This window comes from Massilia atriviolacea (genome assembly GCF_003953935.1).
GTDB lineage: Bacteria > Pseudomonadota > Gammaproteobacteria > Burkholderiales > Burkholderiaceae_D > Telluria_A > Telluria_A atriviolacea.
This window is the reverse complement of the sequence record NZ_RXLQ01000009.1, coordinates 261,829-288,244: the sequence shown is the minus strand read 5'-3', so window position 1 is coordinate 288,244 and position 26,416 is coordinate 261,829. Positions and strand designations below refer to the sequence as shown.

The window sequence follows — 26,416 nt, the reverse complement described above, 5'->3', positions numbered from 1 at the left end:
GGGTAAAAAAGATGGGCAGCTTCGGCTGCCCATTTTGCGTTTACCTCAGTGCGCGGAAGCGGGCATCGCGGCTTGCGCCGCCGGCGCGTCGTCCTTCACCAGGCACCACAAGGCCGCCGAGATGGCCAGCGACACGCCGCAGATAAGGTACAAGGTACTCTGGTCCGGCACTTTTTTCAGCACGAAGCCCACGCCCGTGGACATCAGCTGCGGCAGCACCACCGACAGGTTGAACACGCCCATGAAGAATCCCATGCGGCTCTTGTCCACCTTGTCGCTCATGATCGCAAACGGCAGGCTGACAATCGCGCTCCAGCCGATGCCGACCACCGCCATCAGCGCATACAGCATCATCGGCGTGCGCGCCATGGTCGCAATCGCAAAGTACCCGAGCGCCATGATGGCGATGCAGGCGGCCTGCGTATGCACGCGTCCGATCCGGCGCGCCAGTGGCGCCAGCACCAGGGCCGGCAGCAGGAAGCCGACGGTATTCAATACGGCGAAGGCGTAGGCGATAATCTGCCCGCTCATCGCGTCGGCCGCCCTGGTGTCCAGCCCCGCCGGCACCAGCTGCTGCTGTATGAAACCATAGGTGTAGACGAACATCGACTGCACGCCCAGCCACGCGAAGCCGTGCGCGATGTAGATGCGCCACAGCTGGCCCCAGTCGGCCCTGGTGGCCACCGTGGCCACGGCGGTCGCGCTCTTTTTCACCAGCTCGCGTTCTTCCTTGATGAAGAACATCGGCACCACCGAAAACAGGAACACGATGCCCGCGCCGACCGAAATGAGCACGTCGTTGCCCATGGTCGCGCCGATCACGTAGGCCAGCACGCCGAAAAAGCCCGAGATGGTCTGCATCCAGGTATAGCCGCGCGTGCGCGCTTCGCCTTCGGGCGTGAGGTCGGCGATGATCGAGCGGGTCGGGTTGAAACTGATATTGATCGACAGGTCCAGCGTGAGCGCAATGATCACCGCGACGATGACCATGTCGTCGATGCCGAGGACCTTGCCCACCACGTCGATGCGCGGCAGCAGGAACACCATCAGCGCGGCCAGCGTGCCGCCGATCAGGATGAAGGGCCGGCGCCGCCCGCCCCAGAACCAGGCGTCGTCGCTGATCAGGCCGATGATCACCTGGCCGAAGATGCCGGCCAGCGGGCCGGCCGCCCAGACGATGCCGATTTCGTGAATCTCCAGGTTGAAGCGGGTGCTCAAAATCCAGCTCAGCGCTGAAATCTGGATGCACAGCGCGAAGCCCATGGCCGTCGACGGCAGGCTCAGGGTCGCGTAAAAAAGCTTGTTCAGGTGCTTCTGCATGTCCCGCATCGTGTCCCCATCTGGTTCTGTTATTTGACTACAAATCCCTGGATTTGTCGTGCGATTTATCCGTCTTCCTGCGGCGATTCTACTATGGAACTGTTTAGATTGACACTTAGAAATCGTCATGTTATTTTCCTACAAATATAATGCGTGGCCAAACGCCTGGAGACTCCCGATGCAGATGCAATTCCCGCCGACCAAACCGCGCCTGAGCTTCTGGCAGTTGTGGAACATGAGCTTCGGCTTCTTCGGCATCCAGTTCGGGTTTGCCCTGCAAAACGCCAACACCAGCCGCATTTTCTCGACCCTGGGCGCGAACGCCGACGACCTGCCGCTGTTCTGGCTCGCCGCGCCGGTCACGGGTCTCCTGGTGCAGCCGATCATCGGCTACCTGAGCGACAACACCTGGCATCCGTTCTGGGGCCGGCGCCGTCCCTTCTTCTTCCTCGGCGCCTTGCTCGCGACCGTGGCCATGTTCCTGATGCCGAATTCCTCGTCGCTGTGGATGGCGGTGTTCGTGCTGTGGATGATGGACGCGTCGATCAACGTGTCGATGGAGCCGTTCCGCGCTTTTGTGGGCGACAAGCTGCATCCGGCCCAGCAGACTTCCGGCTTTGCGATGCAGACCTTCTTCATCGGCTGCGGTTCGGTGATCGCCTCGCTGCTGCCGACCATGTTTACCGAATGGTTCAACGTCAGTAACATCCCCGTCGACGGCGGCATTCCGGATACGGTGCGCTACTCCTTCTATGCCGGCGGACTGGCCTTCATGGGGGCGGTGTCGTGGACCGTCATCACCACGCGCGAAACGCCGCCCGAGGACATGGCGGCCTTCCGCGCCGAGGTCGAACAGCGCAAGGGCACCTTGACCGCGCTGCGCGAAATCGTCAAAGGCTTCACCACCATGCCGCGCACGATGGTGCAGCTGGCGAGCGTGAGCTTCTTCTCCTGGCTGGCGCTGTTTACGATGTGGGTCAACACCACGCCGGCCGTGGCCGAAAACGTCTTCGGCACGGTCGACGCGCAGTCGGCCGCCTTCCAGAGCGCCGGCAACTGGGTCGGCGTGATGTTCGCCGTGTATAACGGCGTGTCGGCGATTGCCGCCTTTATCCTGCCGGCGATCGCGCGCCGCACCAACCGCAAGATGACGCACCTGGCCTGCCTGGTCATCGGCGGCATCAGCCTGGCCAGCATCTTCTTCATCACCCAAAAAGAGATGCTGCTGCTGCCGATGGTCGGCGTGGGCATCGCGTGGGCCAGCATCCTCACCGTGCCGTATGCGATCCTGGCCGGTGCGCTGCCGGCGCAGCGCATGGGTTTCTACATGGGTGTCTTCAACTTCTTCGTGGTGATCCCGCAGATTATCGGCGGCGTGATCCTCGGCCCGATCAGCAAGGCCCTGCTGGGCGGGCGTCCGGTGGCGACCCTGCTGCTGGCCGGCGCCTGCATGGCCGTCGGCGGTTTGCTGACCATGCTGGTGAACGATAAAGGCGAGCAAGCCAACTAAGCTGGCGTCGAATTTTTTCTACCTGTCGTATCGTATTGTTAACAGACAGGAGCAAAAATGACCATCCACACCGTAAACACCACGGCTTTTGCCGGACAACGCCCCGGCACGTCCGGCTTGCGCAAAAAAGTCGGCGAGTTCCAGCAACCCGCTTACCTCGAAAACTTCGTGCAGTCGATCTTCAACACGCTCGGCGACTGCGCCGGCCAGACCCTGGTTCTCGGCGGCGACGGCCGCTATTTCAACCGCCACGCCATCCAGGTCATCCTGCGCATGGCGGCGGCCCACGGCTTTGCCAGGGTGCTGGTGGGGCAGGGCGGCATCCTGTCCACGCCGGCCCTGAGCTGCGTGGTACGCAAGCGCGGCGCCTCGGGCGGCATCGTGCTCTCGGCCAGCCATAATCCCGGCGGACCCGATGGCGACTTCGGGATCAAGTACAACATCGCCAACGGCGGCCCGGCGCCCGAAAAAGTCACCGACGCCATCTACGAACAGACCCGGGTCCTGAGCCAATACCGCACCAGCGACGCCGGCGACCTCGATCTGGACGCCATCGGCAGTGCGCGCATCGAACAGATGGATGTGGAAGTGATCGATCCGGTGGCCGACTACGCTGCCCTGATGGGCGAGCTGTTCGACTTCGGCGCCATCAGGGCGCTGTTCGCGCGCGGCTTTACCATGCGCTTCGACGGCATGCATGCCGTCTCCGGCCCGTATGCGCACGCGATCCTCGAAGGCTTGCTGGGCGCACCGGCCGGCACCGTCATCAACGGCACGCCACTGGAAGACTTCGGCGGCCACCATCCCGATCCGAATCCCGTCAACGCGGCCGAACTGGTGGCGCTGATGTCGGCGCCCGACGCGCCGGACTTCGGCGCCGCTTCCGATGGCGACGCCGACCGCAACATGATCGTCGGGCGCGGCATCGCCGTCACGCCGTCCGACAGCCTGGCCATCATCGCCGCCAATGCGACCGTGGCGCCGGGCTACCGCGGCGGCATCAAGGGCATCGCCCGCTCCATGCCCACGTCCACCGCACCCGACCGGGTGGCGCAAGCGCTCAAGGTGCCGTGCTACGAAACGCCGACCGGCTGGAAGTACTTCGGCAACCTGATGGATGCCGGCATGGTGACCCTGTGCGGCGAAGAGAGCTACGGTACAGGCTCGAACCATATCCGCGAAAAGGATGGCTTGTGGGCGGTGCTGTTCTGGCTTAACCTGCTGGCCGCGAGCGGCAAATCGGTCGACACGCTGGTACGCGAGCATTGGGCGCGCTTCGGCCGTAATTACTACTCGCGCCACGATTACGAGGCGGTCGAGTCCAAGGCGGCGGAGGAGCTGATGACGCACCTGCGCGAACAGCTGCCCGCACTGGCCGGCCAGGCCATCGACGGCTACACTGTCGATGTCGCCGACGATTTTGTCTACAAGGACCCGGTCGACGGCAGCATCGCCGGCAAGCAGGGAGTACGCATTGTCATGACGGACGGCTCGCGCATCGTGTTCCGCCTGTCGGGCACCGGAACCGAAGGCGCGACCATCCGTCTTTACCTCGAACGCTACGAGCGCGACGCGGCGATGCACGACATCCCGGCGCAGGAAGCGCTGGCGGGCCTGGCGGCGATTGCCGACCGGCTGGCCGGCCTGCACCAGCGCACGGGGCGCGACAGGCCGACGGTCACGACTTGACGAATTAATCCAACCAACAGGGAATACATGAAATTTTCCGCACTTGCAGTCTCACTGGCGCTCACTTTCGGCGCCTCCCACGTCAGCGCCGCTCCAGCCCCGGCGCGCGCCCCGTTTGTGTGGGAAAACGCGACTGTGTATTTCCTGTTGACGGACCGCTTCAACAACGGCAACAAGGCCAACGACCTGGCGTATGGACGCAAGGCCGATGCCGCGCCGCTGCGCGGCTACATGGGCGGCGACCTGGCCGGGGTCACGGCCAAGATCAAGGAAGGCTACTTCAAGGAGCTGGGCGTCGACGCGCTCTGGATCACGCCGCCGGTCGAGCAGATTCACGCCGGCACCGATGAAGGCACCGGCAAATCGTACGGCTTCCACGGCTACTGGGCGCGCGACTTCACCAGCATCGACGCCAACCTGGGGACCGAAGCGGACCTGCAGGAACTGGTCGACACCGCGCACGCCAACGGCATCCGCGTGCTGCTCGACGTGGTCATGAACCATACCGGTCCGGTGACGGCGTCCGACCCGGTCTGGCCGAAGGAATGGGTGCGCACGGCGCCGCTGTGCACCTACAAGGATGCGCGCACCACCGTCGACTGCACGCTGGTGAAGAACCTGCCGGACTTGCGCACCGACGCCGACCGCCCGGTGGCGCTGCCGCCGGCGCTGGTGGCCAAGTGGAAGGAAGAAGGACGCTACGAGCGCGAAGTGGCCAGCCTCGATGCCTTTTTCAAGGAGACCGGCTACCCGCGCGCGCCGCGCTACTATCTGATGAAATGGCACGCGGACTGGGTGCGCAAGTACGGCTTCGACGGCTTCCGCGCCGACACGGCCAAGCATGTGGAGCCGCGCGTGTGGAAGGACCTGAAAAAAGTCGCCAGCAAGGCGTTCGAGGACTGGAAGCGCGACAATCCTTCCAAGCGCCTCGGCGACGGCAAGTTCTACATGACGGCCGAAGTCTATAACTACTCGCTGCGCCATGCCCACCAGTTCGACATGGGCGGCGAAACCTTTGTCGACTTCTACGACAATGGCTTCGACAGCGTGATCAACTTCAGCATGACGTCCGACGCCAAGGGCGGCTACGACGCCATGTTCGGCCGCTACGCCGCGCTGCTGGCCGGGCCGCTGCGCGGTTATTCGGTGATCAATTATCTGAGCTCGCACGACGACGGAGCGCCGTTCGATCCGGCGCGTACGCGTCCCATGGACTCGGCGGCGAAGCTGCTGCTGTCGCCCGGCGTGGCGCAGATCTATTATGGCGACGAGACCGCGCGCCTGCTCACGCATGCGGGGGCGAAGGGCGACGCGGTGCTGCGCTCGTTCATGAACTGGGACGAACTGGCCAGCAATGCGCAACGCGACGGCTACCGGATCGCGGACGTGCGCAAGCACTGGGGCATCATCGGCCGCTTCCGCCAGGCGCATCCGGCGGTGGGGGCGGGCGAGCATCGCAAGCTGCAGGCGACGCCGTACATTTTCGCGCGGACCTGGGAGAAGGACCGTGTGGTGGTGGGGCTCGACCTGCCGACCGATAAGTCGACGCCGATCGTGGTCGGACCGATTTTCCGCGATGGCGAATCGGTGACCGATTACTACTCGGGCAAGAAGGCCGTGGTGGCGGGCGGGAAGGTCGATTTCCACACCAGGAACGGCATTGTGCTGATCGCGAACTGATCGCCGTCGTTCCCGCCGAGGGCCGCCTTGGCGCGGGAACGACGCAGTACACGTTAACGCTATCGCCACTCACCCCATTTCATACATTTCGCACAATAGGGTATGCTACGCGCGAACTGCCCGAACTGTCCGATGTGACTGCGATGACCAAAGAAAACGATTCAGAACAAAAGTACAGCCGCACCGCCTACGCCGACGGCCCCCGTCTGCTGGCCGATATCGGCGCGACCCACGCGCGCTTCGCCCTCGAAACCGCGCCCGGCGTGCTGCGCTCGGTGCGCGTACTGAAGTGCGACGACTTCCCCGGCATCGTCCCGCTGCTGCATACCTACCTGGCCGACCACAGCGGCACCCGCATCAATCACGCCGCCTTCGCCCTCGCCAACCCGATCAGCGGCGACATGATCCGCATGACCAACCGCGACTGGCAATTCTCCACCGATGAAGTGCGCCGCACGCTGGGCCTGAACACCCTGCTGATCGTGAACGACTTCACCGCCCTGGCGATGTCGCTGCCCGGCCTGTCCGGCAAGGACCTGATGCAGGTCGGCGGCGGCGCGCCCGCAGCCAACGCCGTCATCGGCGTGGTGGGACCGGGCACCGGCCTTGGCGTGTCGGGCATGATCCCGACCCTGGACGGTTTCGTCACCCTCGGCAGCGAAGGTGGCCACGTCAATTTTGCCCCGGCCGACGAACGCGAATTCGCGATCCTGCAGTACGCCTGGAAGGAATGGACGCACGTCTCGAACGAGCGCCTGATTTCCGGCCCCGGCATGGAACTGATCTACCGCGCGCTGGCCGAGCGGAACGCCGTACAGGCCGCGCCGCGCACCTCGCCCGAGATCATCGCCGGCGCGCTCGACGACAAGGACCCGCTCTGCCTCGAAGTGCTGGAGTGCTTCTGCGGCATGCTGGGCGGCGCCGCCGCCAACCTGGCGGTCACGCTGGGCGCTTTTGGGGGCATCTTCATCGGCGGCGGCATCGTGCCGCGCATGGGCGAGTGGTTCGTCACGTCGCCGTTCCGCGCACGCTTCGAGGCCAAGGGCCGCTTTTCTTCCTACCTGGGCCAGATCCCGACCTACGTGATCATGATTCCCAACCCCGCCTTTATCGGCGTGGCGACGATTCTGTCCGAACACCTGCGTGGACGCAGCGGCGCCAACACGCTGATGGAGCGCGTGCAGCATCTGCAGCACGAACTGTCGCCCGCCGAACAGCGCGTGGCCACCCTGGTGCTGGAACATCCGCGCAAGGTGCTGGGCGAGCCGATCGCGGAGATCGCGCGCCTGGCCGACGTCAGCCAGCCGACCGTGATCCGCTTCTGCCGCTCGCTGGGCTTTTTGGGATTGGCCGACTTCAAGCTCAAGTTCGCGAGCAGCCTGACCGGCACCATCCCCGTGCGCCACAGCCAGGTGCGCGTGTCCGACAGTACGCACGACCTGTCGGCCAAGGTGATCGACAACACCGTATCGGCCATCCTGAAATTCCGCGACCAGCTCGACGTGGTCTCGATCGACCGCGCCATCGCGCTGCTGCGCAAGGCCAACCGGGTCGAGTTCTACGCCATGGGTAATTCGCGCGTGGTGGCGCTGGACGGCCAGCACAAGTTCTTCCGCTTCCGCATTCCCACTTCGTCGTACGGCGATTCGCACCTGTTCACCCTGGCGGCGGAATTGCTCAAGCCGGGCGATGTGGTGATCGCCATTTCCACCTCGGGCAACCTGCCGGAATTGCTGGCGGCCGTCGACGCGGCGCGTGCGACCGGCGCGGATGTCATCGCGATCACCAGCAGCAAGTCGGCGCTGGCGAAACGCGCCACCATCTGCCTGGCGGTCGATCACAGCGAAGACAGCACCAGCTTCCTGTCGATGATCTCGCGCGTGCTGCAGCTGCTGCTGATCGATATCCTGTCGGTCGGGATTTCGCTCGGCGCGCAGGGCGCCGATCCGGCCGATCACGACAAGAAGCGCTCGCTCATCTCGCACCTCGATATCTAGGTCTACTCCACGAACACCACGGCGGTGCGCGCGGGAATGGTAAAACGTCCCGCCGCGCTGTCGTAGGTGCTGCTCGCGGCGCGCCGGTCGGCCGCAGTCGGCGCCGCATGCACCGGATGAAGGCGCAGGCGCCTGCCGCGCAGTTCGGCCACATCGAGCGTGTGCGCCACCTTGTCCACATTGATGAAGTACGCCACGCCCGCAAAACCGGCCCCGGCGTATCCCGTGCCGTCGATGTGCGCCGCAATCACGGTGGGCAGCTGGCGCGACCCGGTGTTATAAAAGCGCAGGCGCTGCCCGATATCCTGCGCGCTGCGCATGCGCAGCAGGGTGGAACTGGCGCGTATCTTCAACAGGTCGCGAAACGCATCGCGCGTAAAGGCGATGTCCGCCGGCGCTGGCTTGAGCGCGGCGTTGGCCAGCAAGGGTTTGATCAGCGCGTAGTCCCTGGCATTGTCGCCGGCCGGCGGCGCGCCGGTGCCGAAGTAGTTGTCGCGGTAGGTCCAGTCGATGCGGTTGAACCAGTCGCCCGAATTGAAGCTGTTGCGGTCCATCGACTTGGAACGCAAGGTGTCGATCCCGGCATGGAAGTAGGCCACGCCCTGGCTGAAGGCGTTGATCGCCGCCGCCAGCACCTGTACGCGCGCGCGCTCGGCGCTTGACGTGGCCAGCGGCAGCTTGAACGCGTTCATGTCGTACAAGGTCTGGTTGTCGTGGTTCTCGACGTAGTTGACCGCTTCACCGGGCTCGCTGGCGTACCCCGCCGGCTGGCCGTTGTAGTCGATGGCGGCCAGCGGCACGGTACTGTCCTTCCAGGTCCGCATGGCGTAGCTGCGCACCGATCCGGCCAGTCCGACGCGCACCATGTCGGCCGCCTGCATCAGGTCTTCCTGCGGGCGTTCGCCGGCCAGCGCATTCGGGTCGTACACCAGGCCGTTGATATAGCCCTGGCGCCGGATCATGTCGGCCCCGGCATCGGCGGCCGATCCGCCGCGCACATGGTCGCGCGCGCGGTCGCTGAAGGTGCCGATGCCGCTGCCGTTGAGCGACAGTTGCGACGCCTGCACGAAGCGCGCGCCGTCGGCCACCTCGCCGAAATTCCAGCCTTCGCCGATCAGTTGCACATGCCGTCCGGCGGCCGCGTTCACGCGCGCCTGCAGTCGTTCCATCAGCGCGCGCGGCTGGTGGCCCATCAGGTCGAAGCGGAAGGAGTCGATCCTGTATTCGCGCGCCCACAAGGCGGCCGAGTCGATCATCAGTTTGCCCATCATGCGGTTTTCGGTCGCGGTGTTGTCGCAGCAGGTCGATTGCTCGACGCCGCCGGCCGCGTTCAGGCGGTGGTAGTAGCCGGGCACGATGCGGTCGAGGACCGATTTTTCCTTCTGGCCGGAGGCGTAGGTATGGTTGTAGACCACGTCCATGCCGACGCGCAGGCCGGCCTTGTGCAGGTTCATCACCATCTCGCGCAATTCGACGATGCGGCGCGCGCCATCGGCCGGGTCGCTGGCGTAGCTGCCTTCCGGCGCGTTGTAGTGATACGGATCGTAACCCCAGTTGAAGCAGTCGCTTGCGGCCGTTTGCCCGATCAGCGCCTGCTGCGCTTCGCTGTCGGCCGCGCCGCTGGGCGCGGGCTGGGCGCAGCCGCGTTCCGGGATGGTGGCGATGTCGTACACCGGCAGCAGGTGGATGTCGGTCATGCCGGCGCGGGCCAGGGCGGCCAGGTGCTTCATTCCGTTCGAACCGGCGTGGGAAAAGGCGGCGTACTTGCCACGCTGGGCCACCGGCACGCTGGCGTCGTTGATCGAAAAGTCGCGCACATGCAGTTCGTAGACCACCATGTCGGTCTGCGCCTTCACGGTCGCCGGCGGCGCGGACTTGTCCCACCCTGCCGGCTTGAGCCGCGCCGACCCCAGGTCGGCGATGTAGCTGCGTGTCGAATCGGTGGTCAGGCTGACTGAATACGGGTCGGTCACCATGTTGCGCACCACGCCCGCGCCGCCGGCGACCACCTCGACCGCATATTGATAGTATTTGCCCGACAGGTCGCCCTGCCGCGTGGCGCGCCAGATGCCGGTGGCGCGCTCGAAGCGCATCGCATCGAGCGCCGTGGCGCGCCCGCTGCCGCTGTCGTAGGTGCAGACCGACACCCGTTGCGCAGTCGGCGCCCACAATGCGAAGGTGGTGCGCCGGCGCGACGGCAGGGCGCCAAGGCCGCGCGCCGATTGCGCAGCCGCATACAGGTCGTCGAGCGCGCCGGCCGCTTGCAGGCGTGTCGCGGCCTGCACTTTTCCCTCCGCGTCTTCCTGCACCAGCACCAGCTGCTGGCGGTGCAGCTCGGGCAGGCGCGCAAGGTCGGACGGCGCCACGGCGAGCAGCACGCCCTTGCCGACGTACTTGAAGCGCTGCGCCAGGTCCGGTGCCGGCGCGTCGCCGCCAGCGGCGAGGGCGAGTGCGCCGGAAGCGCCGGCCACCATGCCGCCAGGCGGTGCGACGATGCTGGCCGTGGGCGAATGATACAGGCGGAATCGCCCCGCGTTCTCCACTCCCGGCCATTGCGCGAGCCGCCGGTCGAGCCACACGGCGCGCGCCTCGATGCTGGCGCGCGCCGGCTGCACGACGCTTTGAAAAGCCTCGCTGTCGCACACCGCCGCCATGTCCGCGGCCGATGCCGTGGCGCTGGCGCCGGCGAGAAGCGCGACCCTGAAAAGTGAAAAAGTCATCTGTCGTCCGAAGTCGTCGTTAGAAAAACGCCCGGACGGCGGGTATCTCAGCTACACCCAATGTTCACCCAAGCCCCCGATTTTTGCACATTTCCGGCAGCTTTGTAGTGAAATTACATTTTTCTTCCGGGTGCCAGCTGATATTTCTTGAGCTTGTCGTACAGCGTTTTGCGCGGCACGCCGAGCTGGTCGGCGGCGGTGGACACATTGCCGTCGACCGTGTCGAGCGCATGGGCGATCAGTTCCCGTTCGTAGGCGTCGAGCTGCTGCGGCAGGCTCAGGGCGGCGCCGGGAACCTGCGCTGCGGCCGATGCCGGCGCCGGCGTGGACGCGATGCCAAGCGCCAGCCGTTCGGCGAAGTTGCGCAGCTCGCGCACATTGCCCGGCCAATCCGCCGCCTGCCACTGGCTCATTTGCTCGGCGCTCCACTGCGGGACCGGGCGTCCGTAGCGCTGCGCCGCGTCCTGCGTGAAATGGGCAAGCAAGAGCGGAATGTCGTCGCGCCGCTCGTTCAGGCGCGGCAGGTCGATCGCCGCCACGCCGATGCGGTAATACAGGTCTTCGCGGAAGCGCCCCTCGCCACTGAGCTCCAGCAGGTCGGCCTTGCTGGCCGCGATGATGCGAAAGTTCACCGCGATGGCCTCGTTGCCGCCCAGGCGTTCCAGCTGGCGTTCCTGCAGCACCCGCAGCAGCTTGACCTGCAGCGCCATCGGCATGCTCTCGATCTCGTCGAGGAACAGGGTGCCGCCGTTGGCGTATTCCAGCTTGCCGATGCGGCGCTTGTGCGCGCCAGTAAAGGCGCCGGCCTCGTGCCCGAACATCTCGCTTTCGAACACCGACTCGGGCAGCGCGCCGCAATTGATCGCGACAAAATTGCCCTTGCGCGCGCTGGCCGCGTGAATCAGGCGCGCCACCACTTCCTTGCCGGTGCCGGTCTGGCCGTTGATCAGGATGTCCACCCCGGCCGGTGCGATATTGCGCACCAGGACCTTGAGCCGCTCGATGGCGTCGGAGCGTCCCACCAGTTGCGGCGTGTCCGGATGCAGCGCCCAGGCGGTCTTGAGGCGGCGGTTTTCCAGCACCAGGCTACGCCGCTCCTGGGCGCGCCGCACCGCATCGAGCAGGCGTTCGGCGCCGAACGGTTTTTCGATGAAGTCGTAGGCGCCGGCGCGCATGGCGCCGACCGCCATCGACACGTCGCCATGGCCGGTCACCATGATCACCGGCAGTTCCGCGTCCAGCGCCACCACCTGCGCCAGCAAGTCCAGGCCCGAGCGCCCGGGCAGGCGCACGTCGCTGACGATCACGCCGTCGAAGGCGGCATCGAGCGCCGTCTGCGCCTCTTCGGCGCTGGCGAACGCGCTGACGGTAAAGCCGCCCAGTTCCAGGGTCTGGCTGGTGGCCAGGCGCAGCGGCGCCTCGTCTTCCACCAGGATGGCTTGCATGGTCTTCATTGGTCTCCTTCGTTGTCCGCGCCCGGCAGCGGCAGGCGCACTTCGAACAGGGCGCCGCCGCCGGGGCGGTTGCTGCCTTCGAGTCGTCCGTTCATGGCCTGCACGATCGACGACGATATCGCCAGCCCGAGCCCGAGGCCCTTGCCCGACGGCTTGGTAGTGAAAAACGGCTCGAACAGGTGGGCGGCGACGCTGTCGGACATGCCCGGGCCGCTGTCGGCGATGCGCACCACCGCATAGCCATCGACCTGCGCCAAGGTCACCGACACTTCGCGCACGTCGGCCTCGTCGACCGCGTCGAGCGCATTGCGCAGCAGGTTGATGAACACCTGTTCGATGCGCACGGCGTCGCCGGTGATCAGGAGCGGCAGCGGCGGCGGCAGCGCCAGCGCGACGCCCAGGCGCTTGAATTCGCCCTGCAGCAAAAAGGCCGAGGCCGCGAGCGACTGGGCGATGTCGACCGTCGCCACGGCGTCGCTGCGGCGCGCGAAGCCTTTCAGCTGGCCGATGATGGCGCCCATGCGCGCGCTGGCGTCGCTGATGTGGGTCAGGTTGGCGCTGGCCTGGTTCGGCTGGCCGCGTTCGAGGAAGGTGCGGGCGTTGTCGGCGAAGGCGCGGATCGCGGCCAGCGGCTGGTTCAGTTCATGCGTGACGCCGGCCGCCATCTGGCCCAGCATCGCCAGCTTGCCCGCCTGGACCAGCTGGTCCTGGGTCGAACGCAGTACCTGCTCGGTTTCCTTGAGGGTGGCGTAGCGCGCTTCGAGATCGTCGTTGGCCTGGCGCAGCAGCGCAGTGCGCTCGGCCAGCTTCAGATCGAGGTCGCCGGCGGCGCGCTGCAAGGCGGCGTTGGCGGCCTGGCGTTCTTCCAGACGGCGGCGGCGCTGGTACGAGGCCCAGGCGGCGACGATGGCGCTGCCCGCCACTAGCGCGGCCGCCAGCGCCCACAGGGCGGCGCTGCGGCGCATCCGTTCCGGCGCCGGGAACAGCATCAGCCGCCAGCCCAGGGGGCCGGTGCGGCGCGCCGCATGCGCCGGCACCACGCCATCGATGGGCGCGATCGCACGGCGCGCGTATTGATCGGTGCTGGCCAGTTCGCGCTGGGTGCTTTCGCTCAGCGCGTGCAGGCTGCGGTACTTCCATTGCGGCCGGTTGGACAGGAACACCACGTCGGCGCTGTCGGCCAGGACGATGGTGTCGTCGAGGCCGACCCAGTTTCGTTCGAATTCGTCGAGGCTGATCTTGACCGCGACCACGCCCAGCACGGCCGCGCCCCGCATCACCGGCTGGGCGATGAAGTAACCGGGTTCGCTGGTGGTGCTGCCGATGCCGTAGAAGCGGCCGGCGCGCCCGGCCAGCGCTGCGCGAAAATACGGACGGTAGCCGAAGTTCCTGCCCACGAACGTGAGCGGCAGGTCCCAGTTGCTGGCGGCGAGCGTATTGCCCTCGCGGTCCATCAGGTAGATCGCGCCGACCCTGGACTGGCGCGTGATGGCCTGGAAGCTGCGGTTGACCTGGTCGATGCGCGCGCGCTCGCCTGGTGCGGCCAGCAGCGCTGCCACGTTCTCCTGCAGGCCGACGACGTAGGGCAGGGTTTCGAACTTGTCGAGCGCCGACTCCAGTTCGGGCGCCATCAGCTGCAACTGGCGCGCGCCGCGTTCGAGTTCGTCGGCCGCGCCCTGGCGCGCCGCCCAGTAATAGACAGCCACGATCAGCCCCGCGCTGGCGAGCAGCGCGAGGAGCCAGGCGAGTTGTCGTTTTACGTGCATGAAAAGTCCGCGGTGAGTGGCGTCGATTCTACTGCACGCAGGGGCTTAATCGACAGCCGCCATCCGGATTTCATCGTTGTGATGGCGCTGCTGCTCTTCCATCACCAATGCCCCCAGCTCGCGCTTGAGTTCATTGAAGGCCGCCGCTGACGGATCGCGCATGCGCGGCAGTTCGACGATGATGTCGCGCTTGACGGTGCCGGGGCGGTAGGTCATGACGATGATGCGGTCGGCCAGGTAGATCGCCTCCTCGATGCTGTGGGTGACGAACACGATGGTCTTTTTCAGTTCGGCCCAGATGCGCAGCAGCTCGTCCTGCAGGTTGCGCCGGGTGAGCGCGTCGAGCGCGCCGAACGGTTCGTCCATCAGCATGATGGGCGAGTCCAGCGCCAGCACGCGCGCGATCGCCACGCGCTGGCGCATGCCGCCCGACAGGTCCTTCGGAAAGCGGTGGCGGAAGTCCGACAGCGACAGCATGTCCAGCAGGGCGCCGACGCGCTTGTCGATCTCCGCCGGGGCCATGCCCTTGATGCCGAGGCCGAAACCGATGTTCTTCTCGACCGTCATCCAGGGGAACAGCGCGTATTCCTGGAACACCATGCCACGGTCCGGCCCCGGCGCGGTCACCAGCTTGCCGTTGGCTTCGATCTTGCCGGTGGACGGCAGCGAGAAGCCGGCAATCGCGTTGAGCAGGGTCGACTTGCCGCAGCCCGAAGGCCCCAGCAGGCAGACGAACTGGCCGTCCGGGATGTGCAGGTTGATGTCGCGCAGGGCGGTCACTTCACGCTCGCCGGCGTTGAAGATCTTGCTGACGTTTTCGACGTCGATATGGGAGGAAGTCATGTCAGGTCTCCAGGCCACGGTGCCAGCGCAGCAGGTGGTTGTTCAGTTTATTCATGCCGATGTCGATGGCCAGGCCCAACAGGCCGATGCTGATCATGCCGGCGACGATCTTGTCGGACCAGAAGTACTCGCGCGCTTCCAGGATGCGGAAACCGAGCCCGTTGTTCACGGCGATCATCTCGGAGACGATGACGACGATGAAGGCGGTACCGATCCCGATCCGCACGCCGGACAGGATGTAGGGCACGGCGGCCGGCAGCATCACGCGCAGGAACATGGTGCTCTGGCTGGCGCCCAGGTTGCGGGCGGCGCGGATGTAGATGCTGTCGACCTGGCGCACGCCGGCGATGGTATTCATCAGCACCGGGAAGAAGGCGCCGATGGCGATCAGGAACACGGCCGGCGCGTTGCCGAGGCCGAACCACAGGATCGCCAGCGGAATGTAGGCGATCGGGGGAATCGGGCGCAGCACCTGCATCATGGGATTGAGCCAGTTGTACATGGTGCGGCTCGATCCCATGGCCAGCCCGAGCGGCAGCGCCAGGCCGGCGCCGATGACGAAACCGACCACCACGCGGTACATGCTGCCGGCGGTGTCGATCAGCAGTTCGCCGGAAAACATCCACGCCAGGCGCGAACCGGCGGCCGGGTCGAACGCGGTGAGCGGCATCGCATATTCGATCCACTTGAGCAGCACCGCCCAGGGCGAGGGCAGCACCTGCGGATTGATCAATCCGAGCATGGCGCCGGCCTGCCACAGGGCGACGACGACCACGGGCACGACGAATCCGACGGCGCTTTCGCGCCACTTAGCTTGAGTCATGAAGGCCCCCGCTTACTGGATCGACAGGGACTTCTTGGCCTGCTCCAGCAGGTCGGTCTTGACCCAGTCCTTGGCCAGCGGCGGCACGCGCATCTTGCCGGTGCCGGTCTTGTGCATCACATCGGTGGTGGTCTGGATATGCTCGATGGTCACGTCGTAGGTGTAGGGCGAATTGGCGATCGCGTCCTCGAAATCGTCCTTGGTGATCTGGTTCTTGAACATCGACTCGCGCACGTACTTCTCGCCGGCGGCCTTGTTATCGATGAACAGCTTGGTGGCCTGGACGAAGCAGTTCATGAACTTGACGGCGGTGGCGCGGTTCTCCTTGTAGAATTTTTCGCTCATGACCAGGGTGCGTACCGGTTCGCCGATCGGGGTGTCGTAGGGCTTCATCACTTCCATGCCGAAGCCCTTGTTGATCGCCTGCGACGACTGCGGCTCGCTTTGCATGATCGCGTCCAGGTTCTTGCCGAGCAGCGCCTGGTTCAGGTCCGCAAAGGCCAGGTAGATCACGTGCACGTCCTTGCCGGCGGAATCGGACCAGGTCAGGCCATGCTTGGCCAGCTGCGCGTACAGCAGCACTTCATGAATGCCGCCGCGCGTCACGCCGACCTTCTTGCCCTTGAGGTCCTTGACCGACTTGATGCCGCCGTCGGGGCGCGCGACCAGGCGCGCGCCACCTTTGGCGAAACCGGCCACGATGTAGATCGGCGCGCCGTTGGCGCGGCCCGAGATGGCCGCTTCCGATGCGGTGGCGCCGACGTCGAGGTCGCCCGACAGGATCGCCTGCATCACGTCGGGGCCTTTGGCGAACATGTTTTCTTCGACCTTGATGCCGCACTTGGGCGCGATCTCCTTGATGTACGAGACGGCGCCGTAATGGGCGAATTTGAGGTTGCCGAGCCTGACGACATTCTCGGCCGCCTGGGCGGACGCGGACAGGGCGGCAGCCGCCAGGACGAGGTGGTGGATGGTTTTCATGCTTCGGTCTCCGTTATGGTTTAACTACACCATGTTCATTGCATCTTTCGTGCCAGCGCCGGCGGCGGCGCGCGCAGGGGCACAGGGGCGCAAGGAGCGATGAAAAGTGGCGGAAATCCGGAATGGGAGCGTGGCGCTGTGCGGAAAACCGCGCGAGGAAGGATGGGGCGCCGCGCTGGCGGCGCCCGCGAGGCGTACTTACTTGTAGATGCCGCAGTTGATGACCAGGTCTTCGTATTTTTCGAAGTACATCGACTTCGGTTCGATCTGCTTGGTGACCGGATTGACGAACTTGTAGTCCTGCCAGCCGTTGTTCCTGGTCTTGAGCAGGGCCAGGCGTTCGCGCATGAACGGCTTGCCGTCGGCGTCCTTCAGGTCGATCAGGTCCTTGCCCTGCATCTTGGCGTTGGCGCCATGGGCCAGGTTCCGCATGTTCATGTCGTTGATGGTCACGTACAGGTCGCGGTCGCGAAAGCGCGTGCTTTGCAGGTCGTTGATCTCGGCGATGGTTTTTTCGCGCCCGTTCGCTTTCATGTAGGCGATCACCTTCTGCACCAGCGCCTTGGCTTCCTCCGCGCTGCCATGGTCGCTGGCGGCGAGGCTGCTGGTGCAGAACACGGCGGCGCAGCACATTAACGCTATCTGGAACAATTTACGCATGACGAACCCCTCTATCGTTGTGGAGGCGGGAAAGCTGCTGCCTTCCCGCCTTCGATAAGGCCAGTTTTACGCCTTGGCCGGTGCGGCGTCGGAACGGTAGTTATCCATCATCTTGTAGCGCGTGGCGTACCAGCCGAAGACGGCGGCCGCCACGAACGCAAAGGCGGCGAAGAAGTACATCTGGAAGGCGATCACGCTAAAGCCGCTGGTGGCGATGTTGGCGACCACCGCGTCGTTCTTGACGCTGGCATTGACGATCAGGACCCACAGGCTGCCGACGGTGGTGGCCAGGAACCAGAACGCCATGATCACGCCCTTCATCGATGGCGGCGACTGGCTGTACGCGAATTCCAGGCCGGTGGCCGACACCAGTACCTCGCCGAAGGTGAGCAGCGCGTACGGCAGGACCTGCCAGGCCATCGAGGTCGGCGTGCCGCCGTCCATCTGGACCTGCAAGGTGCCGATCACGATCCAGGACAGCGCCGAAAACACGATCCCGGTGGTCATGCGGCGCAGCGGGGTCGGCTCCACGCCCATCTTGCGCAGGGCGGGGTACAGCACCAGGTTGTTAAACGGGATCAGGATCATCACCAGCAGCGGATTGAGCGCCTGCATCTGGGCCGGCACGAAGGTAAAGTCGCGTCCGAACATGCTGATGGTGGGCGCGACCATCGAATTGGCCTGCACGATCCAGGTCGAGGCCTTCTGGTCGAACAGCGAGAAGAACGGCGTGACCAGCGCGAACACGATCAGGATGCGCAGCACGGCGCGCACGCCGTCGACCGCCACATCGGGGTGCAGGCCGCGCGCGCGTTCGAGCTGCATCGAGGTGCCGATGCCGCCGAACGCCAGCAGCAGGACCAGCGCGGTGCAGGCGGCGATGACAAAGCCCCACTGCGGCGCCATGGCCATGGAGGCGACAGCGCCAGCCACGCCGAACAGGGCCACGCCAAGGCCGGTGCGGGCCTTGCCGGGTGCGTGCGCCAGCAGCGCGGTGCGCGCCACGCGCGTAAACGAATCCGGATCGGGCGGCGCGGGCGGCACGTGGATGTACTTTTTGCGTCCCAGCCAGAACACCATGGTGGCGATGAACATCAGGATGCCGGGAATGCCGAAGGCGACGGCCGGGCCGAAATCGCGCAGGAAGATCGGCATCAGCAGCGAAGCGAAGAAGGAGCCGAAGTTGATCATCCAGTAGAACACGTCGTAGACGATTTTCGCCTTGTTCTTGTTGGTCTGGTCGAACTGGTCGCCCACGAAGGACGAGATCAGGGGCTTGATGCCGCCCGAGCCGAGCGCGATCAGAAACAGGCCGAAGTAAAAGCCCTTCAGGCTATCTTCGAAGATCGCCAGGCAGGCGTGGCCGGCGCAGTAGACGAGACTGAGCCAGAAGATGGTGTCGTATTTGCCGAAGAAGCGGTCGGCCAGCCAGCCGCCCAGCAGCGGGAAAAAATACACACCGATGACGAAGGTGTGGAACACGTGCTTGGCTTCGCCGGCGCGGTCGGCGACCGGCATGAACAGCAGCAGGGTGCTGATCAGGAAGGGGGTGAGGATGTTGCGCATCCCGTAAAAACTGAATCGCTCGCATCCCTCGGTGCCCACGATGTACGGAATCTGCCGGGGCATCGGCCCGTTTCCGCTTTCTTTATCCAACTGCGACATGGGTACTCCAACTATTTAAACAGATGGGATGCTAAGCCCAAGGCCGGGGGCTGGCAATAGGTATATTCAGGATGGGCGCCGCAAAGCGCCGCGCCGGCGCGGCCCGCCCTGGCGGGATGGATGGGAAGGCGCCGAACTTCCTGCTTGCGGGTGTAGTTTGACTACCGTTGCGGTTTTAGAAGAAGCTGGAATTGATGTGTAAGTAGTTGAAAAATAGACGTTTTATGGCTTGTTTCGGGACAGGCGGCCGAATTGTAAAATCGATTAATTTGATGTATATTATGTACAAAATCTCACCTGGGCGCCCATCATGAACAACGACATTTCGCTGCACTCCGAACAAAATACGCCATGGTGGCGCGAGGCCATCATTTATCAGGTTTATCCCCGTAGTTTCCGTGATACGAACGGCGACGGAATCGGCGACCTGCCCGGCATTACCGAAAAACTCGACTACATCGCGCAACTGGGGGCCGACATCGTCTGGATTTCGCCCTTCTTCACCTCGCCCATGAAGGACTTCGGCTACGACGTGGCCGACTATTGCGACGTCGATCCCATGTTCGGCACCCTGGCCGACTTCGATGCGCTGATCGCCAGGGCGCACAGCCTTGGCCTGAAGATCATGATCGACCAGGTGCTGTCGCACACGGCCGACATCCACCCGTGGTTCGTCGAGAGCCGCAAGAGCCGCGACAATCCCAAGGCCGACTGGTACGTGTGGGCCGATCCTCTCGCGGACGGCAACCCGCCGAACAACTGGCTGTCGGTGTTCGGCGGCTCCTCGTGGCAGTGGGACAGCCGGCGCAAGCAGTACTACCTGCATAACTTCCTGGTCAGCCAGCCGGACATGAACTTCCACCATCCGGACGTGCAGCAGGCGCACCTGGACAACCTGCGTTTCTGGCTGGCGCGCGGCGTCGACGGCGTGCGCATGGACGCCTGCAATTTCCACTTCCACGATCCTGAACTGCGCAGCAATCCGGCCGCCGCCAACCGCGACACCTCCACCGTCACCGACGTCAACCCGTACGGCATGCAGGCGCACGTGTACGACAAGACGCGTCCCGAGAACATCGCCTTCCTGCAGAAGATCCGCGTGCTGCTCGACGAATTCGGCGCGGTCGCCATCGGCGAAGTGGGCGCCGACGACGCGCTCGGCGTCATGGCCGACTACACGGCCGACGGCGACAAGCTGCACATGGCCTACAGCTTCAACCTGCTCACGCCGGAATTTTCGGCGGGCCATGTACGGCGCCAGGTCGAGCAATTCGAAGCGCGCGTCAAGGGCGGCTGGGCTTCCTGGTCGGTCGGTAACCACGACAGCATCCGCGTCATGACGCGCTGGGGCGGCGCCGCGCCGACCCATGCGCTGGCCAAGCTGGTGCTGGCGATGCAGCTCTCGCTCAAGGGCACGCCGTGCCTGTACCAGGGCGACGAACTGGCGCTGACCGAAGCGGACGTGCCGTTCGAACTGCTGCAGGACCCGTACGGCATCACCTTCTGGCCCGAGTTCAAGGGGCGCGACGGCTGCCGCACGCCGATTCCCTGGACCGCCGAACTGCCCAACGCCGGCTTCACCACCGGCACGCCATGGCTGCCGGTGGCCGAAGAGCACATCGCCTCGGCCGCCAGCGCGCAGGAAACCGACACCGACTCGCCGCTCAATTTTGCGCGCCGCATCGTCGCCTGGCGCCGCCAGCAGCCGCAGCTCACGCGCGGCGAGATCGTCTTCTTCGATGCGCCCGAGCCGGTGCTGGCGCTGCGCCGCGACCTGGCCGGCCACCCCAGCGTGCTGGCCGTGTTCAACCTCGGTGCGGAACCGGTGACGTACCAACTGGCCGAGGCCATCGGGGCGGTACCGATGATCGGGCACGGCCTGCACGGCAGCGCCGAAGAGGGCGTTGTCACCCTGCCGGCGTATGGCGCCTGGTTCGGTACCAAGCGCTGATGAACGAGCCGCGCGACGACGACAAACCCGGCCGCACCGCCTTTGCCGACGGCCCGCGCCTGCTGGCCGACATCGGCGCCACGCATGCGCGCTTTGCGCTGCAGACCGCGCCGGGCGTGTTCCGCTCGGTGCGGGTGCTCAAGTGCGACGACTTCGAAGGCATCGTTCCGCTGCTGCGCTTTTACCTGGCCGACCATGCCGGCATGACCTTGCATCATGCGGCGCTGGCGGTCGCCAATCCGGTCAACGGCGACCAGGTTCGCATGACCAACCGCGACTGGGAATTCTCCACCGATGCGGTGCGGCGCGAACTGGGGCTGCACACGCTCCTGATCGTCAACGACTTTACCGCCCTGGCGATGGCGCTGCCCGGCCTCACGCTTGACGACTTAATGCAGGTCGGCCCCGGCAAGGCCGCCGCCAACGCCGTGATCGGGGTGCTCGGTCCGGGCACCGGCCTCGGTGTCTCGGGTGTGATTCCCACGCTTGACGGCTTCGTGACTTTGGGCAGCGAAGGAGGGCACGTCAACTTCGCGCCGGCCGACGAGCGCGAATTCGCGATCCTGCAGTTCGCCTGGCAGGAGTGGCCGCACGTCTCGAACGAGCGCCTCATTTCCGGCCCCGGCATGGAAATCATCTACCGCGCGCTGGCGCGGCGTAACGGCCTGGCCGCCGCGCCGCGCACCTCGCCCGAGATCATCGCCGGCGCCCTGGACGAGCGGGACCCGCTGTGCCTGGAAGCGATCGAGTGCTTCTGCGGCATGCTGGGCGGCGCTGCCGCCAACCTGGCGGTGACCCTGGGCGCGTTCGGCGGCATCTTCATCGGCGGCGGCATCGTGCCGAGGATCGGCGACCTGTTTGCCGCGTCGCCGTTTCGCAGCCGTTTCGAAGCCAAGGGGCGCTTTTCGACCTACCTGGCCGACATTCCCACCTACGTGATCACCACGCCCAATCCGGCCTTCCATGGGGTGGCGACGATCTTGTCGGAACACCTGCGCGGACGCAGCGGCGCCAATACGCTGATGGAGCGCGTCCAGCACCTGCAGCACGAACTGACGCCCGCCGAACAGCGCGTGGCCACCCTGGTGCTGGAGCAGCCGCGCCTTGTGCTGGGCGAGCCGATTGCCGACATCGCGCGCCTGGCCGAAGTGAGCCAGCCGACCGTGATCCGCTTCTGCCGCTCGCTCGGGTTTCTGGGACTGGCCGACTTCAAGCTGCGCTTCGCCAGCAGCCTGACCGGCGCCATTCCCGTGCGTCACAGCCAGGTGCGCGGCGGCGACAGCACGCACGACGTGTCGGCCAAGGTGATCGACAACACCGTGTCGGCCATCCTCAAGTTCCGCGACCAGCTCGACGTGCGCGCGCTCGACCGCGCCATCGAACTGTTGACGCGCGCGCGCCGGGTCGAGTTTTACGCGATGGGCAATTCGCGCGTGGTGGCGCTGGACGGGCAGCACAAGTTCTTCCGCTTCCGCATTCCGACGTCTTCTTACGGCGACTCGCACCTGTTTTCGCTCGCGGCCGAGCTGCTCAAGCCGGGCGATGTGGTGATTGCGATTTCCAATTCGGGACGCTTGCCCGAACTGCTGGCCGCCGTCGATGCCGCGCGCGCGGCCGGCGCCGATGTGATTGCGATGACCGGCAGCGGCACGCCGCTGGCCAGGAAGGCCACGGTGTGCCTGGCGGTCGACCATGCCGAAGACAGCACCAGCTTCCTGTCGATGATCTCGCGGATCATGCAGCTGCTGTTGATCGATATCCTGTCGGTCGGGATTTCGCTGGGCGCCGATGCGCAGCCCGACGGCGCCAGCGCGCATACGCAGATTTCGCACCTGGGCGGATAAGCGCCCCGGGAGCGGCGTTACTTCGGCGCGGCGGCCTCGGTCGGCGCGCTGTCGTCCTGTTTAGCGATGCGCTCCATCGGACGCTTCTCGGCGCGCCACTGGTCCAGGGTCAATTGGCGATCGTCGTTGGTGTCGTCGACCAGGATCTCGTCGCCCGTGGTGGCGACCAGGAAGCTCTCCCAGCGGTGCGCCGCCGCGTCGCTGTTTTCGACGAAGGAGAGGCTCCAGTAGCTCTTGCCGCCGATGCGCCTCGGCGCGCTGTCCTGGTCGTCCAGCAGCGCGCCGCGGGCCTTGCCGGCCGAGGCTTTTTCGATGTGCGCGGACCAGGCTTTCAGCTCGGGCAGCGCCATCAGGGCGTCGATCGCCTGGGCCTTGGTGCGCGCCAGCTGCGCGGGTTGGGACGCGGCCGGGGGCTTGACGGCGGCGGGCGCCAGGTTCGCTTCGTGATGGTGATGGTATAGCGCGGCCCCGCCCGCGACAAAGGCAACCATGGCAAGCAACAGCACGAGTTTTTTCGACGATCCGGACATGGGTGTGGGCGGCAGGGCAGGTGAATGATGGGGCCATACTACGCCAAATCTATACGTGCGGCAACATGGCCTGCGGCCCAGGCGATGGCGTCTTCCAGGCGGTCGTTACCCCAGAACATCTCATCGCCGGCGAAGAACATCGGCGCGCCGAACATGCCGCGCCGCACGGCCTGCTCGCCCTGGGCGCGCATCGCCTGCTTGTTCTGCTCCGCACCGGCGGCGGTCAGCAGGGCATCGGCATCGAGGCCGAGGTCGGTGAGGATGTCGGCGACCAGGGCCGGGTCGTCGATCTCGCGGTCGTCCACAAAATTGGCGTGCATGACGCGCTGGCAAAAGGCGCCGATCCAGCGTTCATTGGCGCCGAGCAGGGCCACGCGCAGGGGCAGCAGTGCGCGGCGCGGAAAGGTGCTTGGCTGGGTCCACGGCAAGCCGTATCGATCGCACTGGCGCTGCATGTCGCGCCACACGTAGGCGCCTTTTTCCTTTTGCAGCACGAAGGGCGAGGAGGTCCAGCCGAAGGCCTTGAAGACCGGTCCCAGCAAAAACGGCTTCCACAGCACGCGCACGCCCTGCGCGCCGGCCAGCGCCTCGATGCGCATGGTGGCGAGGTAGCTGTAATTGCTGCCGAAGTCGAACCAGAATTCGAGCTGCGGGTCATCGGTCGTCATGGCCTGTCCTTTGGTCCTGCCGTCAATGTCCAGCCCGGCACCCGGCGGGGCTATTTGTTAATAATGCAATATTGCGTTACAGTCGGCTGACTAGCTTATCTCGGAAGGTTCCGCCATGCGACAACTTTTTACCGCGCTCTCGGTTTGCCTGGCCTGCGCGCTGCCGGCCCTGGCGCAGGCCGATCCGGGCAGGATCCAGTTCGCGACCGAAGTGTTTTTCGACAGCGGCAGCACGCGCCTGTCGGCCGATGCCGTCTCGATCCTCGATCAGGTCCTCGGCAAAAGCCGCGAGCTCGATCCCGAACTGATCATGGCCATCGGCCACACCGATGCACTGCCCAGCGACGCCCGCTCGCAGACGCTGTCGGTGCAGCGCGCGGAAGCTGTCAAGACTTATCTTGCCGACAAGGGTTTCGAGCGCATCCGCATCTACACCGAAGGCAAGGCCAAGCGCCTGCCCGTGGCGGATAACGATACCCGCGAAGGACGCGCACGCAATAACCGGGTCGAGGTCCAGCTGGTGGCGCCAAAGACGGCCCCGGCCGAACCGTAAGCAATCGACGCACGCAAAAAAGCCTGCAAGGCGCGAACCTTGCAGGCTTTTTTCGTGCAGCAGCGATTGAGCCCGGCAGCGGACCAGCCGCGCCGGCCCATCAGGCAATTACATCATGCCGTCCATGCCGCCCATGCCGCCCATGCCGCCCATGCCGCCCATGCCGCCAGCTGGCTTGTCTTCAGGCAGTTCGCATACCATCGCGTCGGTGGTCAGCATCAGGCCGGCGATCGAGGCTGCGTTCTGCAGCGCCGAACGGGTCACTTTTGCCGGATCCAGTACACCCATTTCGACCATGTCGCCGTAGGTGCCGTTCGCTGCGTTGTAGCCGTAGTTGCCGGTGCCGGCCAACACTGCCGCAACCACCACCGACGATTCTTCGCCAGCGTTTTGAACGATCATGCGCAGTGGCTCTTCCATGGCGCGCAGGACGATCTTGATGCCGGCGTCCTGGTCTGGATTGTCGCCTTTGATCGAGATGTTCGAGCGCGCGCGCAGCAGGGCAACGCCGCCGCCAGGAACGATGCCTTCTTCCACGGCAGCGCGGGTTGCGTGCAGTGCATCTTCAACGCGTGCTTTTTTCTCTTTCATTTCGACTTCGGTGGCTGCGCCAACCTTGATCACTGCAACGCCGCCTGCCAGCTTGGCAACGCGCTCTTGCAGTTTTTCACGGTCGTAGTCCGAGGTCGCTTCTTCGATCTGGACGCGCACTTGCTTGACGCGCGCTTCGATCGCTTCCGCCTGGCCTGCACCGTCGATGATGATGGTGTTTTCCTTGCCCACTTCGACACGCTTGGCCTGGCCGAGTTCCGCCAGGGTGACCTTTTCCAGGGTCAGGCCGACTTCTTCAGCGATGACCTGGCCGCCGGTCAGGACAGCGATGTCTTCCAGCATGGCCTTGCGGCGGTCGCCGAAGCCTGGCGCCTTGACTGCGCAGGTTTTCAGGATGCCGCGGATGTTGTTCACAACCAGGGTGGCCAGTGCTTCGCCTTCGATGTCTTCCGCGATGATCAGCAGTGGACGGCCGGCTTTGGCGACCTGTTCCAGGATCGGCAGCAGATCGCGGATGTTCGAGATTTTCTTGTCGCACAGCAGGACGAACGGGCTGTCCTGGATGGCAACTTGCTTGTCCGGGTTGTTGATGAAGTACGGCGACAGGTAGCCGCGGTCGAACTGCATGCCTTCGACGATGTCGAGTTCGTCGTTCAGCGATTTGCCGTCTTCCACGGTGATGACGCCTTCCTTGCCGACTTTTTCCATCGCTTCAGCGATGCGCTCGCCGATCGAGTAGTCCGAGTTGGCCGAAATCGCGCCGACCTGGGCGATTTCCTTGGTGGTGGTGCATGGCTTGGCGATCTTGGCCAGCTCTTCGACGGTGGCAGCGACTGCCTTGTCGATGCCGCGCTTGAGGTCCATCGGGTTCATGCCGGCGGCAACGAACTTCATGCCTTCGCGCACGATGGCTTGGGCCAGCACGGTCGCGGTGGTGGTGCCGTCGCCGGCGTTGTCGCTGGTGCGGGAAGCGACTTCCTTGACCATCTGCGCGCCCATGTTCATGAGCTTGTCTTTGAGTTCGATTTCCTTGGCAACCGATACGCCGTCCTTGGTGACGGTCGGGGCGCCGAACGAGCGCTCCAGCACCACGTTGCGGCCTTTCGGGCCCAGGGTGACCTTGACTGCGTTGGCCAGGATGTTGACCCCTTCAACCATTTTGGCGCGCGCTGCGTCGCCGAATACTACTTCTTTAGCTGCCATGTTGTTT

19 protein-coding genes are annotated in these 26,416 nt (G+C 65.1%); 7 read left to right on the top strand and 12 right to left on the bottom strand.

Translation table 11 applies throughout. The features are described 5' to 3' along the window. Positions 1-45: 45 nt before the first annotated feature. Entirely contained in the window at positions 46-1,320 is a 1,275-nt protein-coding gene (locus tag EJB06_RS18765) for an MFS transporter (RefSeq protein WP_229427151.1), read from the bottom strand. A gap of 178 nt (positions 1,321-1,498) precedes the next feature. On the opposite strand from EJB06_RS18765, the gene EJB06_RS18760 reads away from it, so the two are divergent. From EJB06_RS18760 to EJB06_RS18745, 4 genes are all read left to right on the top strand, one after another. Next, positions 1,499-2,830: an MFS transporter gene (locus tag EJB06_RS18760; RefSeq protein ID WP_126075532.1), complete on the top strand. Its 1,332-nt coding sequence runs from the start codon at positions 1,499-1,501 to the stop codon at positions 2,828-2,830. A 57-nt stretch (positions 2,831-2,887) separates the two neighbouring features. After that, positions 2,888-4,519, top strand: a complete 1,632-nt coding sequence (locus EJB06_RS18755; protein ID WP_126075531.1) for an alpha-D-glucose phosphate-specific phosphoglucomutase — start codon at positions 2,888-2,890, stop codon at positions 4,517-4,519. A gap of 27 nt (positions 4,520-4,546) precedes the next feature. Continuing rightward, positions 4,547-6,199, top strand: a complete 1,653-nt coding sequence (locus tag EJB06_RS18750; protein ID WP_126075530.1) for an alpha-amylase family glycosyl hydrolase — start codon at positions 4,547-4,549, stop codon at positions 6,197-6,199. 143 nt (positions 6,200-6,342) lie between these two features. Then, a complete protein-coding gene (locus EJB06_RS18745; RefSeq protein WP_126075529.1) occupies positions 6,343-8,196 on the top strand; it encodes a glucokinase in 1,854 nt (617 codons plus the stop codon). A gap of 2 nt (positions 8,197-8,198) precedes the next feature. Here the strand turns inward: EJB06_RS18745 and EJB06_RS18740 are convergent, their stop codons facing one another. The 8 genes from EJB06_RS18740 to EJB06_RS18705 all read right to left on the bottom strand — a co-directional run bounded on the left by EJB06_RS18740 (position 8,199) and on the right by EJB06_RS18705 (position 19,072). Further along, a complete protein-coding gene (locus EJB06_RS18740) occupies positions 8,199-10,916 on the bottom strand; it encodes an alpha-1,6-glucosidase domain-containing protein (protein ID WP_126075528.1) in 2,718 nt (905 codons plus the stop codon). A 113-nt stretch (positions 10,917-11,029) separates the two neighbouring features. Continuing rightward, positions 11,030-12,361, bottom strand: a complete 1,332-nt coding sequence (locus EJB06_RS18735; RefSeq protein WP_126075590.1) for a sigma-54-dependent transcriptional regulator — start codon at positions 12,359-12,361, stop codon at positions 11,030-11,032. A gap of 5 nt (positions 12,362-12,366) precedes the next feature. Further along, positions 12,367-14,136, bottom strand: a complete 1,770-nt coding sequence (locus EJB06_RS18730) for a sensor histidine kinase (protein ID WP_126075527.1) — start codon at positions 14,134-14,136, stop codon at positions 12,367-12,369. Positions 14,137-14,181: 45 nt separating this feature from the next. Beyond that, positions 14,182-14,979: an ABC transporter ATP-binding protein gene (locus EJB06_RS18725; protein WP_126075526.1), complete on the bottom strand. Its 798-nt coding sequence runs from the start codon at positions 14,977-14,979 to the stop codon at positions 14,182-14,184. 1 nt (position 14,980) lies between these two features. Continuing rightward, positions 14,981-15,802 carry an ABC transporter permease gene (locus tag EJB06_RS18720; protein ID WP_126075525.1) on the bottom strand — a complete coding sequence of 274 codons (822 nt, stop codon included), beginning with the start codon at positions 15,800-15,802 and terminating at the stop codon, positions 14,981-14,983. A gap of 12 nt (positions 15,803-15,814) precedes the next feature. Beyond that, complete coding sequence (locus EJB06_RS18715; RefSeq protein WP_126075524.1) at positions 15,815-16,783, bottom strand: ABC transporter substrate-binding protein; 969 nt, start codon at positions 16,781-16,783, stop codon at positions 15,815-15,817. Positions 16,784-16,981: 198 nt separating this feature from the next. After that, positions 16,982-17,443 carry a cache domain-containing protein gene (locus EJB06_RS18710; protein WP_126075523.1) on the bottom strand — a complete coding sequence of 154 codons (462 nt, stop codon included), beginning with the start codon at positions 17,441-17,443 and terminating at the stop codon, positions 16,982-16,984. Positions 17,444-17,509: 66 nt separating this feature from the next. Beyond that, a complete protein-coding gene (locus EJB06_RS18705; RefSeq protein ID WP_126075522.1) occupies positions 17,510-19,072 on the bottom strand; it encodes a POT-type proton-dependent oligopeptide transporter in 1,563 nt (520 codons plus the stop codon). 346 nt (positions 19,073-19,418) lie between these two features. On the opposite strand from EJB06_RS18705, the gene EJB06_RS18700 reads away from it, so the two are divergent. Then, positions 19,419-21,059, top strand: coding sequence for an alpha-amylase family glycosyl hydrolase (locus EJB06_RS18700; protein WP_126075521.1), 1,641 nt, complete (start codon positions 19,419-19,421; stop codon positions 21,057-21,059). After that, a complete protein-coding gene (locus EJB06_RS18695) occupies positions 21,059-22,903 on the top strand; it encodes a glucokinase (protein ID WP_126075520.1) in 1,845 nt (614 codons plus the stop codon). The genes EJB06_RS18700 and EJB06_RS18695 overlap by 1 nt, the downstream gene beginning before the upstream one ends. Before the next feature lie 17 nt (positions 22,904-22,920). On the opposite strand, the gene EJB06_RS18690 is transcribed toward EJB06_RS18695, so the two are convergent. Beyond that, complete coding sequence (locus EJB06_RS18690; protein ID WP_229427150.1) at positions 22,921-23,409, bottom strand: hypothetical protein; 489 nt, start codon at positions 23,407-23,409, stop codon at positions 22,921-22,923. Positions 23,410-23,471: 62 nt separating this feature from the next. After that, positions 23,472-24,101, bottom strand: coding sequence for a 2-hydroxychromene-2-carboxylate isomerase (locus tag EJB06_RS18685; RefSeq protein WP_126075519.1), 630 nt, complete (start codon positions 24,099-24,101; stop codon positions 23,472-23,474). 115 nt (positions 24,102-24,216) lie between these two features. Between EJB06_RS18685 and EJB06_RS18680 the strand changes: the two genes are divergently transcribed. After that, positions 24,217-24,654, top strand: coding sequence for an OmpA family protein (locus tag EJB06_RS18680; RefSeq protein WP_126075518.1), 438 nt, complete (start codon positions 24,217-24,219; stop codon positions 24,652-24,654). 108 nt (positions 24,655-24,762) lie between these two features. Here the strand turns inward: EJB06_RS18680 and groL are convergent, their stop codons facing one another. After that, positions 24,763-26,409 carry a chaperonin GroEL gene (gene groL / locus EJB06_RS18675; protein WP_126075517.1) on the bottom strand — a complete coding sequence of 549 codons (1,647 nt, stop codon included), beginning with the start codon at positions 26,407-26,409 and terminating at the stop codon, positions 24,763-24,765. Between the last annotated feature and the right edge of the window lie 7 nt (positions 26,410-26,416).